Source organism: Paenibacillus sp. NPDC058367, from assembly GCF_042723305.1.
Taxonomy (GTDB): domain Bacteria; phylum Bacillota; class Bacilli; order Paenibacillales; family Paenibacillaceae; genus Paenibacillus_AQ.
The window spans coordinates 45,983-63,646 of the sequence record NZ_JBHXIZ010000009.1; the positions used below are offsets into that span (position 1 = coordinate 45,983).

The 17,664-nt window shown below is 42.7% G+C and carries 11 protein-coding genes and 1 pseudogene; 11 read left to right on the top strand and 1 reads right to left on the bottom strand.

Annotation, left to right across the window (positions count from 1 at the left end; translation table 11 throughout):
* The first annotated feature begins 184 nt into the window (after nt 1-184).
* From ACFWMP_RS29165 to ACFWMP_RS31515, 8 genes and pseudogenes are all read left to right on the top strand, one after another.
* Nucleotides 185-1,771, top strand: a complete 1,587-nt coding sequence (locus ACFWMP_RS29165) for a sensor histidine kinase (protein WP_379425777.1) — start codon at nt 185-187, stop codon at nt 1,769-1,771.
* Nucleotides 1,740-2,528, top strand: a complete 789-nt coding sequence (locus ACFWMP_RS29170; protein ID WP_379425779.1) for a response regulator transcription factor — start codon at nt 1,740-1,742, stop codon at nt 2,526-2,528. Before ACFWMP_RS29165 ends, ACFWMP_RS29170 begins: the two co-directional genes overlap by 32 nt.
* Nucleotides 2,529-2,931: 403 nt before the next feature.
* Entirely contained in the window at nt 2,932-5,952 is a 3,021-nt protein-coding gene (locus ACFWMP_RS29175) for a DUF4855 domain-containing protein (RefSeq protein WP_379425781.1), read from the top strand.
* Between the two features lie 280 nt (nt 5,953-6,232).
* Nucleotides 6,233-6,802: an SF0329 family protein gene (locus tag ACFWMP_RS29180; RefSeq protein ID WP_379425783.1), complete on the top strand. Its 570-nt coding sequence runs from the start codon at nt 6,233-6,235 to the stop codon at nt 6,800-6,802.
* Nucleotides 6,803-7,283: 481 nt separating this feature from the next.
* Nucleotides 7,284-7,433: a six-cysteine ranthipeptide SCIFF gene (scfA, locus tag ACFWMP_RS29185; RefSeq protein WP_076098734.1), complete on the top strand. Its 150-nt coding sequence runs from the start codon at nt 7,284-7,286 to the stop codon at nt 7,431-7,433.
* Nucleotides 7,434-7,555: 122 nt separating this feature from the next.
* A complete protein-coding gene (gene scfB / locus ACFWMP_RS29190) occupies nt 7,556-8,941 on the top strand; it encodes a thioether cross-link-forming SCIFF peptide maturase (protein ID WP_379425786.1) in 1,386 nt (461 codons plus the stop codon).
* 593 nt (nt 8,942-9,534) lie between these two features.
* Nucleotides 9,535-11,100 (top strand): limonene hydroxylase, encoded by a 1,566-nt coding sequence (locus ACFWMP_RS29195; protein WP_379425788.1) that lies wholly within the window; start codon nt 9,535-9,537, stop codon nt 11,098-11,100.
* 64 nt (nt 11,101-11,164) lie between these two features.
* Nucleotides 11,165-11,263 (top strand): annotated as a pseudogene (locus tag ACFWMP_RS31515) (SF0329 family protein); the annotation flags it as partial.
* Between the two features lie 194 nt (nt 11,264-11,457).
* Here the strand turns inward: ACFWMP_RS31515 and ACFWMP_RS29200 are convergent.
* Complete coding sequence (locus tag ACFWMP_RS29200) at nt 11,458-14,436, bottom strand: AAA domain-containing protein (RefSeq protein WP_379425790.1); 2,979 nt, start codon at nt 14,434-14,436, stop codon at nt 11,458-11,460.
* A gap of 484 nt (nt 14,437-14,920) precedes the next feature.
* Here ACFWMP_RS29200 and ACFWMP_RS29205 point away from each other — a divergent pair, with 484 nt between their 5' ends.
* The 3 genes from ACFWMP_RS29205 (at nt 14,921) to ACFWMP_RS29215 (ending at nt 17,650) form a co-directional block, all read left to right on the top strand.
* Entirely contained in the window at nt 14,921-16,072 is a 1,152-nt protein-coding gene (locus ACFWMP_RS29205; RefSeq protein WP_379425792.1) for a DNA cytosine methyltransferase, read from the top strand.
* Nucleotides 16,050-17,138, top strand: coding sequence for a restriction endonuclease (locus ACFWMP_RS29210; protein WP_379425794.1), 1,089 nt, complete (start codon nt 16,050-16,052; stop codon nt 17,136-17,138). The genes ACFWMP_RS29205 and ACFWMP_RS29210 overlap by 23 nt, the downstream gene beginning before the upstream one ends.
* A gap of 83 nt (nt 17,139-17,221) precedes the next feature.
* A complete protein-coding gene (locus ACFWMP_RS29215) occupies nt 17,222-17,650 on the top strand; it encodes a very short patch repair endonuclease (RefSeq protein WP_060626949.1) in 429 nt (142 codons plus the stop codon).
* The last annotated feature ends 14 nt before the right edge of the window (nt 17,651-17,664 follow it).

Consider the following 17,664-nt stretch of genomic DNA (forward strand, 5'->3'; position numbering starts at 1 on the left):
TGAATGTTATTTCATGTGAAAATATGCACAAGACCTATTATAGATTTAGTACAGCATTATGTATTTGCACAGATTAGCGTTTTTTTGTCTTTTTCGGGCATGTAAGAAACGGATATTGTGAAGGGCTATGATTACAATGAGATCAATTCACTTAAAAATTACGTTAATCGCAGGAGGCTGCTTCTTGCTGCTGTTCGTTGCATTGCTTGTAACAATATATTTGGAGATGAACCATACGGTTGTCCCTTTGAATAAGAACTTAACGCAGCAAGTGGTTAATGCACGCAGCGACCAGATCGATTATTGGTTTAATCAGCGCATTGGAGAGATAGACATGCTTGCTTCTCTAGCTTCGGACCATCAGTGGACACGAGATGAATTGCTGCAAGAGATCGATAAGTTCGAGGCGAAGAAGCAAGTAGAGTACGAATCCATACGCGTGGTGGATATTCACGGAAATTCCTGGTCAGCAAGGGACAAGCCTTTTTCGATACTAAACCGACCCTACTATCGAAAACTGCTGAATTCAGATTCCAATTATGTGGTGAGCAATCCGATCGTATCCAAAGCGAATGCAGTTGAAATCGTCGTCATTCTCTATCGCGTGAATCCATCGGTGAATGATGAGGTGGCTTATATTGCCGCAGCCGTCTCCGTCAAGAAGATGAAGGAGATTGCTCAAGATGTAATGCTATATGACCAGTCAGGCCAGCTTATCATCGATTGCAGAGATCTGGTTGAAGGAGATGGAACGGAGGATGCAGCAGATAAGAAGAACATGAGTGTATTTGAGGCTCCAATTCAAAATGTGGAAGGCTGGAAGCTAGTACTCGAAGTACCGAATTCAAGTCTATCGCTAGCGGTGATCAAAACCCAGCGGACTGCATTGCTGGTAGGCGTTCTTATCGGTAGTGCGTTTATCGTCTTTCTGATGCTGCTTGCTTCTTCCATTATTCGTCCAATTCAGTTGCTTCGTCAGGTAATGGAAAATGTGCAGAACGGCAACCAAACCATACGAGCAGATGTTACGCGCTCGGATGAGATCGGCGATCTTGGACGAAGCTTCAATGACATGCTTGTTCAATTATACGCTGTGGAGCAGGACCGAAAGGAGATGGAACTCAGACTGATTCATGAGCAGATCAAGCCGCACTTTTTATACAACACATTGGATACGATCCAGTGGATGGCAACGGAACATGGAGCAGACAATGTGGTGGAGATGGTGGAAGCGCTTAGCGCGTATTTCCGATTAGGGCTTGGCACAGGCAGTCCCTACAATCTGCTTGATCAGGAGTTGTACCATGTCGAGAGTTATCTTCATATTCAAGGTGTGCGATATGAGGAGATTCTGGACTACGAGCTTCGATATGATGAAAAGCTTGCTCAGTGCCAAGTCGTTCGCTTCATGCTGCAGCCTTTGGTGGAAAATGCGATTTATCACGGGATTAAGCCACTTGGGGATCAAAAGTGCAAAATTTCGATTACAGCATATAAACAGGTCGATTATTTGGTCATTAAGGTTGAAAATAATGGGGTTATGATTCCTGAAGAGAAGCTTGAACAGATGAATCAAGCCCTTCTTGATGATAAATATGATCGTTCTGCCACAGGTTTTGGGCTATACAGTGTAAACCATCGCATTCGACTAGCTTACGGGGTGCCATATGGCCTTGCAGTGAAGAGCGAAGATGGCATTACCGTTATGGTCATTCGAATACCTTTGGAAGGGGAGCGGAATGAAGATGTGGAAGATTGTCATCGTCGATGATGAAACGATCATTCGCAAAGGCTTGCGACAATACATTGAGGAGAGTCCGTATCTTTTTGAAGTTGCAGGAGAAGCGAAAAGTGCAAACGAAGCATTGAATATGGTGGAGGAAGCCCCACCACATGTATGTCTTGTGGACATCAACATGCCGAATATGAATGGGCTCGATCTGATAAATATATTGCGCGAACGCTGTCCGTCGGTTCTGGTTGTCATCATCAGCGGCTACGATAACTTTGAATATGCGCGTCAAGCCGTGCAACTGCAAGCATTCGATTATGTATTGAAACCTGTGCCGAAGAGTGATCTGAACAAGCTGCTTCATCGGATTGATGAGCATCTTCAGGCAAAATATCCTTTGCATTCACATGAAAGCAGGGTGGATAAGGAGCTGGGGCTTCCCGGGTATACAGGGGATGGAACAGTGCTTATCCAAAAAGTGACCGAGTATATTGACAGTCATTATCAGGATCCGGAGCTGTCTATTACTCGAGTAGCAGCGCTATTTCATATCAACCAAACCTATCTTAGCAAGCGTATGAAGCAAGAAATCGGTGCTTCATTCCTTGACTATGTCACCGAGCTTCGGATATCGAAGGCGAAGGAGATTCTGGATGACGTAATGCCGAATATCAAAATCGGGGATCTGGCCGTGAAGGTAGGGTATAAGAGCCAGTACTATTTTAGTCGTGTGTTCAAAAATAGAGTCGGTTCAAGCCCCTTAGAGTACAAAAAGCATCCGTTCGGTTATGGATAGGGCATCAAGTTAGTAGAACGCCGCAGCAATTAGGCGCCACCATATATAAACACGACGCAACCTCGAGGGGGTTGCGTTTTTTTATTTGGCGGATTGCTTAGAGGACATTGCTAGAAAATAGGTAGGACCTAAGGAGGTAAGCGCTATCTTTATACCTATAAAAATGCGACGTGAAGGCCTTCATGTCAACAAGTGTATACCCGATGTCATTAATTATCTATTTGAAAGAAAGGCCACTTTTCATAATGTTACTATAAGGACATTGACATATGTTATAAGCTTCTGTGACGTGTCGGAATCTCGGAAGGGAGGAAAGAGCATCGAGGTAAGCTGAAATGGAAGCGCATACCATTTAGGAGATTGATGTTTCTTGACTCAAGAATCAGAAGGGAGTTCGTACGATATGAAGAGGAGTAGAAAATGGGTAGCTCTCGTCATGGTTGCGATCATGATCGTAACGATGATGCCGATCGCGCAAGCGGAAGAGGCGCTGCCGCCTACACAGACAGAGGAACAGACACCAGCGAACCCGCCGGGCGAAGCCGATCCGGTCGAGGTGACGAATCCATCAGACCTACCCGGAGCAGGTACGGAGGGTGTTATTGCGTCAGTGTATGGGGCGGTATATCACAATCTTGCAGCGGGCTTATCTTATGAGTGGTCGCAAGAGCCGGAAGCTTCCTATCCGGATGAAGGCAACACACTTACGGATGGTATATATGGGGCAAGCAATAGATCCGACGTAGCATGGGTTGGACATCATTTGGGTAAGACACGCGAAGTTGTGTTTGATTTGGGGGCGAAGAAATCACTCACGGGTATTAAAGCCAATTTCCTCGAAGATTGGCCAACGAACAATGTACTCGTGCCACTCACGGTATCGATGTACGTCTCCGATGACAAAGTGAACTGGGGACTGCTCAAAGACAATGCCACGCAGAAGCTGTGGAATGACGGCAAATACACGGAGACCTATGTGTGGGACGGCAGCAAGGACGGCATTAAAGCGGTCGGCCCAGATGCGAAAATCGCGTATGCTCGGTACGTGAAAGTGACATTCACAATGCATACGCGTGCAATGACCTTCGTGGATGAGATTGAAATCCTCGGTGAAGACGGCAAAGTTGCCGGAGCCATAACTGTTCCAATGCATACGCCGAAATTCTTGGCGGCAGGCGAAGCGACAGCGGGTATCGAGCATCTTGGACTTTTGTATAACGGGCAATATGCGAATGACTTAGGCATCTGGACGAAAGAACGGATCATTCCGAACATTAGTTATGTCGATAAGGACGGCAAGATTAAGGATCGACTCTTCGACGGCGTCCTGTATCTTGGCATTAACTCTCCAAATCCAGGTCGTGATTTCGGCGGGCGGGCTTATCTGGAAGATTGGAAATGGTATCTGGATAAGACCTTTGCGGTAGGCGGCGATATGGATGCGTTAAACGCAGCGGCTAAGGAAGTATCCGATGCGCTGAACGAGTCTGGCGTGAAGGAAAAGGTTGTCCTCATGATTCCGGATCCAGGTGAATCGATCACTAATTTCGGAGCTGTTGAACAAGGTGGAGAATCGCTGAACTTCAATGATTCCGTTGGCAAAGAGAAAGCCCTTGCGAACCGTGAAAAAGCAGTTCAATGGTGGCTGCAGCAAGTCAAATCGAGATGGGAAGCAAAAGGTTACGCTAACCTCGAGCTTGTAGGTATGTACTGGTTCGAAGAGCAAATCAGCACAAGCCAATCCGGACCGGATCTGATCCGTTCCGTGAGCAGCACCCTGCATGACATGGAAATTAGCGGCAAGGACCTGAAGTTCTTCTGGATTCCGCACTTCTTCGCTTATAAAGCGTTCATGTGGAAGGATGTCGGCTTCGATGCGGTGACGATCCAACCGAATTACTTCTTCGAGCCGACGGATATCGAACGCTTGGAGGATTCTGCGAATCTGGCGAAGCAGTATGGCATGTCCAATGAACTCGAGTTCGATGATCGGATGCTGACGGACGGCGTGTTCCGCGAGCGGTATATCGATTACTTGAACAGCGGTGCGAAGACAGGGCTTATGAAGGATGGCTTCAAATCGTATTACCAAGGCAACAATGCAGTCTATAACACCGCGGTAAGTAAAGATCCAGCGACACGCGTTCTTTACGACTGGCTGTATCAATTTGTTAAAGGAACGTATCAGGTCAACGAGGCTCCGCCTTCCGAGGTAGACGTGCAGATGAACGGCAAGCCGTTCCAGAGCGGGATGAAGCTGCCCGATTCAGAATCCGTATCCTTTACATGGAAACTTAGAACGGATGATGGTCTGACGAAAGTGACGGCGACGTATGACGGCAAGCCTTATACAGCGGGTACCGTTATTTCGCTTGCAGGCAAGCTTGGCAAGCATGAGCTTAACATTACCGTTACGGCGGGGCATATGGTGACTAAGTCATATGTTATCGAAGCAACGACAAATGCATCTGGTATGAAAGCGTTAGTCGACCGCTTCGAAAAAGCGAAGCAATTTACGAATTCTGCAACGGTGCGTTCTTTGAACAACTATTTGGAAATGATGAAGCGCTATGAAGGGAACGATGCAGCGCAAGTCACCAAGTATCTCAAAGGCTTTAACGCAAAGCTGGATGAATTCAAGAAGGCGGGTACGATAAAAGATGAGGCGTACAATACGCTGAAGGAAAGCATCTATTACCTCATAGGCAATTTGGCGCAGAATAAAACGGTAGAAGCTTCGTCGACCGAAGGCAATAATGCGAATTATGCACCGGCTAAAGCCGTCGATGGATTCCCTGCTTCAAGATGGGCGAGCGAATACGTGGACAATACTTGGTTCCTGGTCGATCTCGGTGAAGTGAAGGAAATGGATACAGTTCGAATCGATTGGGAATATGCTCGTGCAGATAAATACAAACTTTTTGTGTCGAACGATAAGCAGAACTGGATCAATGTCATGCCAAATGACGGAATTATTACCGCGCATGATGGCAAAGAAACGATTCAGTTCAACCCGGTCAAGGCAAGATACATGAAGTTACAAGGCATAAAAAGAGCAACCGATTACGGATATTCCATCTACGAGTTTGGTGTCTATAACCTCTCGGGCGCTGTAGACGTGAAAGGCATTGAGGGCATACAAGTAAAGGTTGACGAGGAAGCGAAAAAAGTAACGATTGATGGATTGCTGATGAATGGCGTCCTTACAAATGTGAAGTTGAAGGTGCTTGATTCGAAAGGCAAGGTTCATCTCGAAGATGAGACGAAGAGTACAGTCGCGGGAAGCTTCCAATTCACATTCAAACTTACGGGTAATTTAAAGGGAACCAATGAGGCATATCTATCGACTGGCTATATGAGCGAGCCTGTAAAAGTGACCTTTGAATACTCAAAAGAAAACCCAGGTAAAGGTCACGATAAATAATGGAGAAATAATCATCCAAGCAGCAATACGACCCGCGCTGAAACTTCCTGTACCGATTATCGAATTATCTGTCCGAGTAAGACTTATAACCGAAGTAAAAACGTTTGAGGCGTAACATAACAAGCCGATTAGGTACCAGACCACGGGGTCTATACCTAATCGGCTTGTTTCTATGTACAGTATCAAGATATTATTCAGGTTTTAGTGGGATTGTATTATGTATTGTATAATAGAACGACTGCCTCAACAGGTATTTATAACATAAAACATAGGAGGATACATGTCCTGGAGCAAATTGAAGCAACAACTGGAGAGTTTTCTCTGCCCTGCGTTATACGGCAGGGTTGAATATCGCGCAAGCAGTTACCGTTATTTACCTGATAAATCAGGGGATTGTTATATTTCGGTAGATAAAAAGAACGTACTTAATATGAATGATAGAACTAGCTCAATTAGATGGTATCAGACGGAGCAGGAGATTAAGAATGACTCAGATCTTCAAATTCCTATCAACCATGAAGACATTGAAGCGGTTAGAAAAGATAGCAAGGGGATCATCCCGGAGGATCGGCTAATAGTCATTGCAAGAAGCAGAAAAATATCAGAAGTTGCAAAGGAGCTTTTGTCAGCACAGGCATCATTAAGTAAATCGAATTTTATTGTTATAGCTACTAAGTATTTATCTATTTCCATAGAGGAGAGCTTAGAAAGTGACGATATCTTATTGAATATTCTAGCCTTAGTGGACAGACGAGTTGGAAAAAAGCGAATTTTAAACATGAGCGAGAAGATGAAGTTAAAGCATCCAAGTGTGCAATATTTTTATGAACTAAGGCGTAGTATATTATAAAAATAAATAACTTCATTGAATATTCAAGAAACACTCTCTACAAAAATCCCTAATTCTACGCGACTTCTTCTCACCATAACAATAGCCATGATAATGAGAGGGATGTTCGCATATAGTGCATATGGAATCGGAGAATGTCGCTCTACTGGTAAGGAAGGATACAGTGTTATGAGATCCTTATATTTATTGGACTTTACGGACAAGTATGAGGAAGAATCGTTATTCAAGAGATGGCATCATTGCCGTCTCTTTTTTGTTTCACTTTTTTAGTATTGCGCTGACTCTGGTTCCCGCTACCGCATCTTACGATCACAAGTATGAAGACTGCAGCAAAATTAGCGTTGATGCTTATGTTCGAGCTCTCTCTGCTCTGCTCAGCTAGGTGACGGGAATCATAGACGTACTTGTGTGATGTTGCTACGATGTTCCATGGAAATTAAGTGAAAGTGAACACAAGAAATTACAGAAGGAGTTATTTATCGTGAAAAGAATCGTAACACTAAGCACCCGCAAACTGATGGATACCGCAAAACACGGCGGATGCGGCGCATGCCAGACATCTTGCCAGTCCGCTTGTAAAACTTCCTGCGGCGTTGCAAACCAGAAGTGTGAAAATGCAATGAACAGATAGGATTCGGAATTTTACCGCCCATTGCTCTGCTGATGGGCGGCTATTTTTAAGAAATGGACGCTACCGCTACAGGATGGCAAAGCCGTTTCTACTTGTGTGCAAAAGGAGCTTGATTAGTAAGTATGATTCATCAATATAAACTAAACGGATACAATATTGTGCTCGATACCTATAGTGGCTCGGTGCATGTTGTTGATGACCTGGCATATGAAATTATAGCGGATTATGAGAAAGCTTCTGCCGAAAAAATCGTGACAACGCTGTTGGATAAATATAAAGAAGATTCCAGCATTTCCGAGAGCGACATTCGAGAAACCATCGCGGATATCGAGGCGCTTAAAAATGATGGACAGCTTTTTACAAAAGATGAGTATGAGAACCTCTCGCTCGATTTAAAAAAACGAAAAACTTATGTCAAGGCACTCTGCCTCAATGTTGCGCATACCTGTAATTTGTCATGCGACTATTGCTTCGCTAGCCAGGGGAAATACAACGGAGATAGGGCAATCATGAGCTATGAGGTTGGACAAAAAGCTATCGATTATCTGCTTGAAAATTCGGGTCATCATCGTAACCTGGACATCGACTTTTTTGGTGGAGAACCGCTCTTGGCTTGGAAAGTGGTTAAACAGATCGTAGCTTATGCAAGAAGCAAAGAACAAGAATACAAAAAAAAGTTCCGGTTCACCTTTACGACGAACGGAATGCTGCTGAACGATGAGGTCACTGAGTTTTTAAATCAGGAAATGTACAATGTCGTATTAAGCCTGGATGGAAGAAAAGAGGTTCATGACCGGCTTCGCCAAACGGTTAACGGAAAAGGCAGCTACGATCATATTGTTCCGAAGTTCAAGGAATTCGTTCGTAAGCGCGGGGACCAAGAGTACTATGTTCGAGGAACTTACACTCGTAACAATGTCGATTTCACCAACGATATATTTCATATCGCAGACCTTGGTTTTGACAAGATCTCTATGGAACCAGTCATCTGTGATCCAAAGGAACCCTATGCACTTACCGAGGAGGACCTGCCGGAGATATACAACCAGTACGAAATTCTCGCCAAGGAAATGATCGGTCGCGGTGAACAAGGTAAGGGGTTTACCTTTTATCACTACATGCTTGACCTCTCGGAAGGACCTTGCATCCAGAAGAGAATCACTGGCTGTGGGTCAGGAACCGAATATCTTGCCGTCACCCCTTGGGGAGAGCTTTTTCCTTGCCACCAGTTCGTAGGGGATGAAGAGTATAGCATGGGGAACCTCTGGGATGGCATCACAAAACCTGAGCTGCAATGTCAATTCCAAGAGAGCAACTGCTACTCGAAGCCGGAATGCAAGGACTGCTGGGCTAAACTCTACTGCAGCGGTGGTTGTCCTGCCAATGCGCTACACGCGACTGGTTCCCTGGTCGGAACCTATGACTTCAGCTGTGACATCTTCCGCAAAAGAGTTGAGTGTTCCATGATGGTAAAGGTGGATGAATCCATTAGAGCGATGGAAGGGTAATCTAGCTAGTTAACGTAACGGACGAATAAACTATAACCGAGAAATAGAACTTATAAATGAAGTGCTTTTTCTCGGTTTTTTTGTATGAATTCGGAGAAGAAGGACTGTAAGACAAGAGAGACGATCAGTTTCTGCAAAGTGCAGATTACTGATCGTCTTTTAATCTGAATCTATGGAATAAATTCTGTGGGTTGCTCGATAAATTTGGAAGCAAGGAGCAGGACGGGGCGGAGGAACGTGGAGATTAGGCTGCCAAGTTAGAATAAAGACGTGAAACGATTGAGGATCGGATAAATGGAGAAGGGGCAAACCCGGAGCCAACAAGCCTGTCCTCTGTTTTGTTATGGAAGGTGGAATTACATGTCCTGAAGCAAATTGAAGCAACAACTGGAGAGCTTTCTCAGTCCTGCGCTAGAGGGAATTGGATAAAATGTGAAGAATATATACCCAGTTGTAATACTTTCGCCATGTTCATTACTCCCAAAATAAGCAAATATAGATACAGAAGCTGATACGATTATGCAGCCGCTTAGAAAATTATCGAGCTGCTCCGATTGTTGTTGAAGGAATTATAGGAAGAGGTGTTGTGAACGATGGTTATTTTCTTCGATAGAGCTAAACGGCCACTTTGGGAGGGCAGACCCTCCATTTACTCCCATATTCAGGGGCAAGGGGAATCCGTGGACGGATCGCTGCCGGATGACGAAGAATTCTGGTCCGGTGATAAAATCAGATGGGTAGCGGGCGGTATGGATGGAGCATTCGGACATCATGCCGGAACTGCTAAGATGACGGATGAGGCACGAGAGCTGGTTCACCTGCTGGCAAAGCAATCCAGAAAGCCTAAGAATTCAACAAGAAAGGCCCTATATACTAAGCTTGTGAAGATAGATATAGGCGGAATGATGGATGGCGTTCTGGATGAGGTACGCAAGCAGCCCGGGATACAGCCGGACTCCGTATTACATGAAGCGAAATGGTTAGCGGAGAATGCAGCGCACCGAAATGCCGTTAAATTCGGGATTGCCTTACTGGGCCTTTTTCAGAACGAGCAAGTTAAGGATTTGCTTCTAACGTTGGGGAGACATGAGGAATTTACGCTTTATGCCGTGGTTGCGATTCATAATGGAATGGAAGACAGCAATCAAGTTCTTTTTGAATTGGTTCAACAGGTTCATGGCTGGGGGAAAATACATATCGTCGAGAGACTTGACCCTGCTAGTCAGGAGATAAAAGATTGGCTGCTACGGCAAGGATGCCACAACAACGTGATGAACGAATATTTAGCCTGTATTTGTGCTAGAAATGGTGGCTTGAGGGAGGCACTTTCTGCTGACCAGGTAGATAGTGCATTATTGGATGGGGCAGCCGATATCATTGAAGCGCTATTGAATGGCGGGCCTGCTGAGGACATAGATGATTATGAGCATGCTCCACAGGTGTTATTTGATTACGTGAGGCTCACTGGGAAGATAGGGGGAACTGCAAAGCATCTGTCATCTATATTTAGCATTTACGATTTCCTGGCTGAGGATGAGGAGAATTGGACCGTACGGATGTCTGCAGGCTGGAGCGAGCAGTTAAGAAGCGATATCAGCGATGCTTGCCAATCGATTATGGCTAACATCAAGTGGATGAGTATCGTTATGGATACTGTTAACAGCGGTGATTCGCCGGACCGTTACTATGGCGTAGCTTGTGCTGAAAAGCTTGGCATTGATATTTGGGACACTCTCTACAATCAGCTTGCAGCTAACCCGCTACAGGATTTCTATTACTATCAGCTCATGAAATCGAATGATCCAGACCGAATTCATAGGTTCGTACAATTCGCCATCGAACACCTTCCTTTGCAACAAATCGCAACTAGCCCAGGGAATGAGATGGGATTCGGCGAAGAATATGCAGCACATAGGAAATTGGGAGCTATCTTGCAGAGCCTGGATCGGTTCGAGGGGATAGGGGCAGAGTTGATCCTCACTGGCCTGAATAGTCCAGTGACCTCCAACCGGAACATGGCGATCAAGGCATTGGAGGGCTGGGACGTTTCATCCTGGGGGGAGAAGCTGGTTCACGCAGTCTCTAATTTATCAGTAGTCGAGCCTGACGACTCGGTAAAAGAACGGCTAGACCAACTCCGTGAGGCAAAGGGGTTGTAAGTATGAGGAATATTCATGATGGAGGAGCTGAATGGTTGTATGGCTTATATAAAAAGAACGTACTATTGTATTGAATATTCTGGCTTTGGTGGACAGAAGAGTTGGTGAGAAGCGGTTTTTGAGCATGGCTGAGAAGATAGTGTTGAAGCAACCGGTTGTGTGATGTTTTTATGAGTTGCGGGGTGGGACGTTAAGCAATAAGAGTGAAGTTAAGGACGTGGTATGCTTTTACGCCCTTTTTATTTTAGAGTGAGTATGTTAAACGAAATTGAATAGACGATGTGGTTTTCTTATTTTCGGTAATACAACTTTAACCTACTGTGGAATTCAGATTAAATTAAACACAAGGCGATTATGTCAGCCAATAGATTGTAAATACCCCTTTAGTTCCTCCCATCCCTCGGTTTCATCATTAGATTTGATGCGGATCAACTTGAATTCAGTGTATGAACATAAATCATCTTTCATTTTGTCATTCAAAATTGTTTTTGGATCCCGGCGATGATAACTTCCGTCGTATTCAATAGAGCAGAGCGGCTGCAAAGATTCCCTTTCGTAAATAACAAAGTCCATGTGACTCGAAAAGTAGAAGTTTTTTAAAGAATAGTCTAATGGTAGATTGATTGATAATACATCTTTTATGGGGACTTTAGGAAAGACAAGCAAAGGCATACCGCCAAGGAATATTAGCAGTTTATTATAAATCATCCGCTCACCTTCATGCATGAGCTTAATACGGTTTTCTTGCCGGATAATCTGGTTAAATGCAATGGATAATTCAATTGAGGGGCGATGAAAATTGCTTGCTTCAATTGTATAAATATAACGGCTCAATTTCGTTAAATAACCTTGCCCGTTATCAATTTGTGCAAGATTTCCGACAAGCATGAAATAATCAAGTGCACGGGTAAGGGCTACATTAATTAACCGGTAGCTGTTCTGTACAAAGTTAATCTGAAAAGATGTTGAACCTTGTGAAATCACTGTGCTGAAAATAATAGCCTTACATTCACCGCCTTGAAACGTATGAACAGTTCCTATTTTTATATTAGGTTTTCCGCTGAACATTTTTATGAGATGTTCTTTCTGAGCTGAGAAAGGTGTTACGATACCGATCTGATCAATGCCATTTTGTTCAAGTTTATTCACAATTGTATGGATTTCATTTAATTCATGATGATTGATCGTTCCTGATACAGAACCGTATACATTAGTAGAATATATTCCGGCTGTATAGGGTTGTCTCTCTGGTTCATGACGCATCATCCGTAAGCGGTTATGGTAAAATTGCTGATTGCTGAAGGACGCAATGGATGGAATGCAACGATAGTGATAGTTGAGGAGGTGTGTACCCCCTTCGCTTAGTTGGCACGCCTGTTCAGCTCTTTCGAATGCAGAATTATTCAGATAACAATAAGGTTCAGGGTCTATTCCTGGCGCATGTGTTTCAAACAAGTTTCTGCTAAAAGTATCCTCAATCGAAACAATATGACTCAATTGATTGGTATCCCCGAATAAACAGGCCTTACGTGCAGACTGGAGCAAGCAAAAAATACTTGGAATCGAACACTGGGATGATTCATCTATGATAGCAAGATCTAAGGACATTCCGGCTGGAATACAGTTGCGTGCAGATAGACTGCTAACGAGGAGTACAGGGAACAGTTTAAGGAAAGAAGGAAAAGCAGACGAGCTGTTTCTAATATTTCCTTTCTCACGCAGCTCTTGAATAAGCCCTTTGATTTTTTGGAGCTCTTTCATATCTTTGAGAACAGGACTGGCACTGTGAAGCCACTGGTACTGCAAAAGGTGCAGGTCAATTTCATTTTTCTTCTTATATAAATTCTTCAGGTCAACTGAGGCATCCTGTTGTTGTTTCTTTATCGAAGCCAGCTCTTCTACAAGTTGAGAGCAGCGTAATTCAAGGTTGATAACTTTGATAATCTCCTCACAGAAGGCCAGGGATTGAACCGGGGTGCTGCTGTCAATATGCTCCCAGAGCTGTATTGCACCAATGGACCTTAGCTGCTTTTTCATACGGAATTTCAAATAGGTATGTATTCTTCCGGCTATGTATGAACGAAACCTTCTGAATATATCATTGCCGTACAGTTGCAGCGGTTTATCTAACAGTTCACGTAAACGAAACTCTATTTTTTCATTGGCGATTGAAATGGACTTTAAATCATTTTTCATAGGGATCAAGTGATTCAGACGTAATCTGTCATTTAGAACATTAATTAGGTCTTGAAGCTGATTAATTGTGCTGGTCATATCAATAATTTGGTTCTCTATTTGTTCAGCACGAGTTATTTCATCCATTAAGGCTTTGCTCTTATTTTTATAATCTGAGTAAGTCTCTGCAGAAAGCACATTATATTGATTGTTGTTCACTATCTCTATCATACGGTCTAAAGCAGACTGAAGCGGTACTGCAGCTTCTTTGTTTTTTGCAATATTTCCTAAACGGACGTAGCCAAAGAAATACTTGCTTATTCCGTTAGCATCGAGTTTCTCCACAATATTATCTACGGCCTGGTTATTTGTACTTGCAATGACACAAGTTTCTTGATGATTGACCTGATTGGCGATTAAGTTCAGAATAGTCTGTGTTTTGCCGGTGCCTGGAGGTCCTTTAACAATATTAATCGTATGATTTATATCATGCAGAACAGTATTTTGAGGGAGATTACCAGGTACAATATGAATTAGCATTTGATCGTCAGACATATTTGGTACAGCATAGCTATGGTTTAGATAACTCTTTAAAACGGGACTCGGTTCAAACTTATCGTTCAAGATCCCCTGAATCTCTTGTGAGATATGGTAATTACTAAAGTCAGAATTCTTTGCCTGGAATACAGTATAGGCTGTTACGATTCTTGTTTCTTCGAGATCTGCAATCTCAAGCAGTTGTGTAATCATAGTATTGTCATCCAAAAAACAGGTAGGATTTGAGGAGAATTGTTCTTTTAGGTTAGTGAGGATGTTTAGAGACTGCTTATCAGCCAATGATTTATACACTTCCTGATGAAATCCGCATTGATCAGCTTTATAAAGATTATGATCTGATAGGAATGTTGAATTACTCCACAGAATTAATGGGAGATAAATAAAGCCGCCTTTCTTATTTACTCTCAATAGAGGGTAGCCAAACATAATTGTTTGATCGTCTTTTAAATCATGGCTTAGTTTTTCATACCGTTCAACGACAAACTCTATGTTTAATGGATCTATTTGAGCCTGGTTTAGATCGGAAGGTTTGAGTTGGGTTGAATAATAGCTTTCATATTTTAAGCATTCTAAATAATACTGGAGCAGGTTCTTGGTAATCATTTAGTTCTCCTTATGGGAAATAAAGCATGTATATTTATATTATCCTATAAAAGTAATGAATTTGATATGGGGTAATCAACATACAGATTAGGAGTTGCGTGTACTACAGGTGATTTTAGAGATAATTGGCGGGAGTTGCCCAGTACGTTATTCTGATAATCTGATGATACCTGTGCCGATATAAAAAGCTGGTGAGTAGCAGGAACAGGATAGTGGAAATTATTCCGATAAAGACCTTCCTGGATTATATTATAGGTGAGGTGAGCTTAGCTTAGCGTAAGCGATTGAAATACAATAATGGGCGTTACTCCTAAAATGTGCAGTTATCTTTTTTGGTACTTTGATAGTAATACAACAGGTGGAAAAGCTTTATAGAACAGCGTAACTTATTCATGCTGGTTAACGCTGTTCTATTTTGTTATTATAAATATACGAACATTAGTTTTTATTAAGGTTAAAATTTGATTGAGGCAGGGTAACAATAATGAATAAAGCACCAACTATTTTTTCATTTTTTTCGGGAGCGGGATTTTTGGATCTTGGCTTTGAAAAAAGTGGATTTAATGTTGCATTTGTGAACGAATATCATCTGCCGTTTATGGAGACATATCAGTATTCCCGTAATCACATGGGGATGTCACAGCCGGAGTACGGGTATCACTTAGGAGATATCACCGAGTTTGAGCGTAATCCTAAAAGTGAGCTCTTGTCAAAATTGATTAACCAAACCAAAAGTGAGGATCGGCTTGTTGGATTCATTGGCGGACCTCCATGCCCCGACTTTTCAGTAGGCGGTAAGAACAAAGGGCATGAAGGGGAGAATGGGAAGCTGTCTGCAACTTATATTGACTTAATTTGTAAACAATCCCCTGACTTTTTTTTATTTGAGAATGTTAAAGGGTTATGGCGTACCAAAAAACATAGGGCTTTCTATGAACTGATGAAAGATAAGCTACATTCCCACGACTATGTTACAACTGAACGGTTAATTAATTCCATTGAATATGGTGCACCTCAACTCAGGGAACGTATTATATTAATCGGCTTTAAGAAAAGCTTGTTGAATAAGCTCGGGATTGAGTTAGAAGCAGGTCAGACACTCACTGATGTGTTCCCATGGGAAGATCATCTTAAGTATCACATTGAAGAAATTAATGCAATGCCATGGCCGGGAATGGAACCGTTCGCTGAGAATGGAAAACGTGAAAGACCAGCCGGCATCAGTGAAGAATTAACCGTTAATTTCTGGTTTGAGAAAAATGATGTCGGGAATCATCCTAATGCCCACCAGCATTTTACCCCACAGGCTGGATTGGCCAGGTTTTTAACCATTCCGGAAGGGGATGATTTGAAGAAGTCTTATAAGCGGCTGCATAGATGGAGACCTTCTCCGACTGTGGCTTACGGTAATAATGAAGTACACCTTCATCCCTATAAAGCCCGCAGATTATCTGTTGCTGAAGCATTGGCACTGCAAAGTTTACCAAAGGAATTTCAATTACCTCAAAACATCACGTTATCCAACGCATTCAAAACAGTAGGTAATGGGGTTCCTTATGAAGCATCTAAAGGAATTGCTGTAACTATTCTGGATTTTTTGAAGGTGGGAGAGTATGGAGAAGCTAACCGCAGCTAATCTTGTACATGAAATTGGTATGTTACCAAGGGATGGTATTTTTAATTATATTAATAGCAAAACACCAACTTTGGTTAAGATCATTAATATTGTAAGACCGCAAGGGCCGATTAAAATTCAAAGAATTAGGCCTAACAAAGGTGAAACTTGGGAAAAGGCGAAAATTCAGTCTATATCTGTTCCAATGATTTGGAGACTAGCTAATGCCTTAATGCCAGATCATCCGATAAATGTAGACAGGATATTTGGCGGCAGCTACAATACCCGGTCTGCTCTAGAAGCTCTACTGGTGCATACACCGCAATTTTATTATTGTTATCCTGGACGCATAGAGAGTATTAGTTCAAAAAATAAGATCAAACCTGGTCATAAACACTTGATGTGGTGTCCGGATCACCCTCATGCTCCCAATATGCTGGTAAAAGCAGAAGTTGAGATGGTTATCTCGGAGGTACCAAGTACTGAGATTGTTTATGATGCTCTAGTTCTTCCGGATGAATATCATAGTCCCGGACTAGACATAGAACTGAAACGCAGACACTCCCAAATGCAAATTGCACTTATAGAAATCGGGCAGCACCTTGGCTTTAAAACATGGGTTGCCCAGAACGATAAAGGAATAATATATAAAAATCAGAAGCTTGGTGAAATGGAAGGCGTAATTGGATCATTGAGAAGAGAAGAAAATTTGATGTCGTCTTTTAATGAAGCTCAAAAAGCGGCTTTACTTATTGATTGTATCTGGTTTAAAAATGGCAGACTAATGCCAGCGGTAATGGAAGTTGAGCATAGTACAGGCGTGACGAGCGGCTTAACCCGTATGAAGGGGTTACAGGATGTACTTCCGCCGTTTCCTACCCGTTATGTTATCATTGCACCGGACGAGGACAGGGAGAAGGTTTTTAGAGAAGCATCACGCCCGCAGTTCCAGTCACTAAATGCAAGGTTCTTTCCTTACAGCGCAGTTGAAGAGATGTATGCCCTTTTTAAACGGCGTAATATTAAAGGTGTTACAGAAGAATTCCTGGATAGTTACATGGAGCCAATTCTGGTCCAGTTAGCTTGATATTGAACAAGCAATGTAAATACTCAGTAAAGTTTTCCCGGGTTTAAGTTTGGATCCATATCCATCATGATGGAAGTGATATTATGGCTGACAAAATAAGCAAGGAAAAACGAAGTGAAAATATGAGGGCAATCCGCTCTGTGTCAATGCTGGAAAATTTGGTTACAAGAGCAGTTTGGGCAAAAGGGTTACGCTTCAGGAAAAATGTTAAAGGTATGCCTGGGAAACCGGATATTGTTATAAAAAAGTATAAAACAGTTATTTTCATAGACTCGTGTTTTTGGCATAACTGTCCTATACATGGAACGATACCTAAGAGCAATACTGAGTTCTGGATTGAAAAACTTATGAAGAATAAACAAAGGGATATTAATATTAGTAACTATTACACTGGAGAAGGCTGGAGTATTCTTCGTGTGTGGGAACATGAAATCAGATCTGATTTTAACACGGCTATAGAAAAAATTACAGACTTTATAAACTTGGCTAAATCAAAGGAGTCCTTTCTGTAGGGACTCTTTTTTAT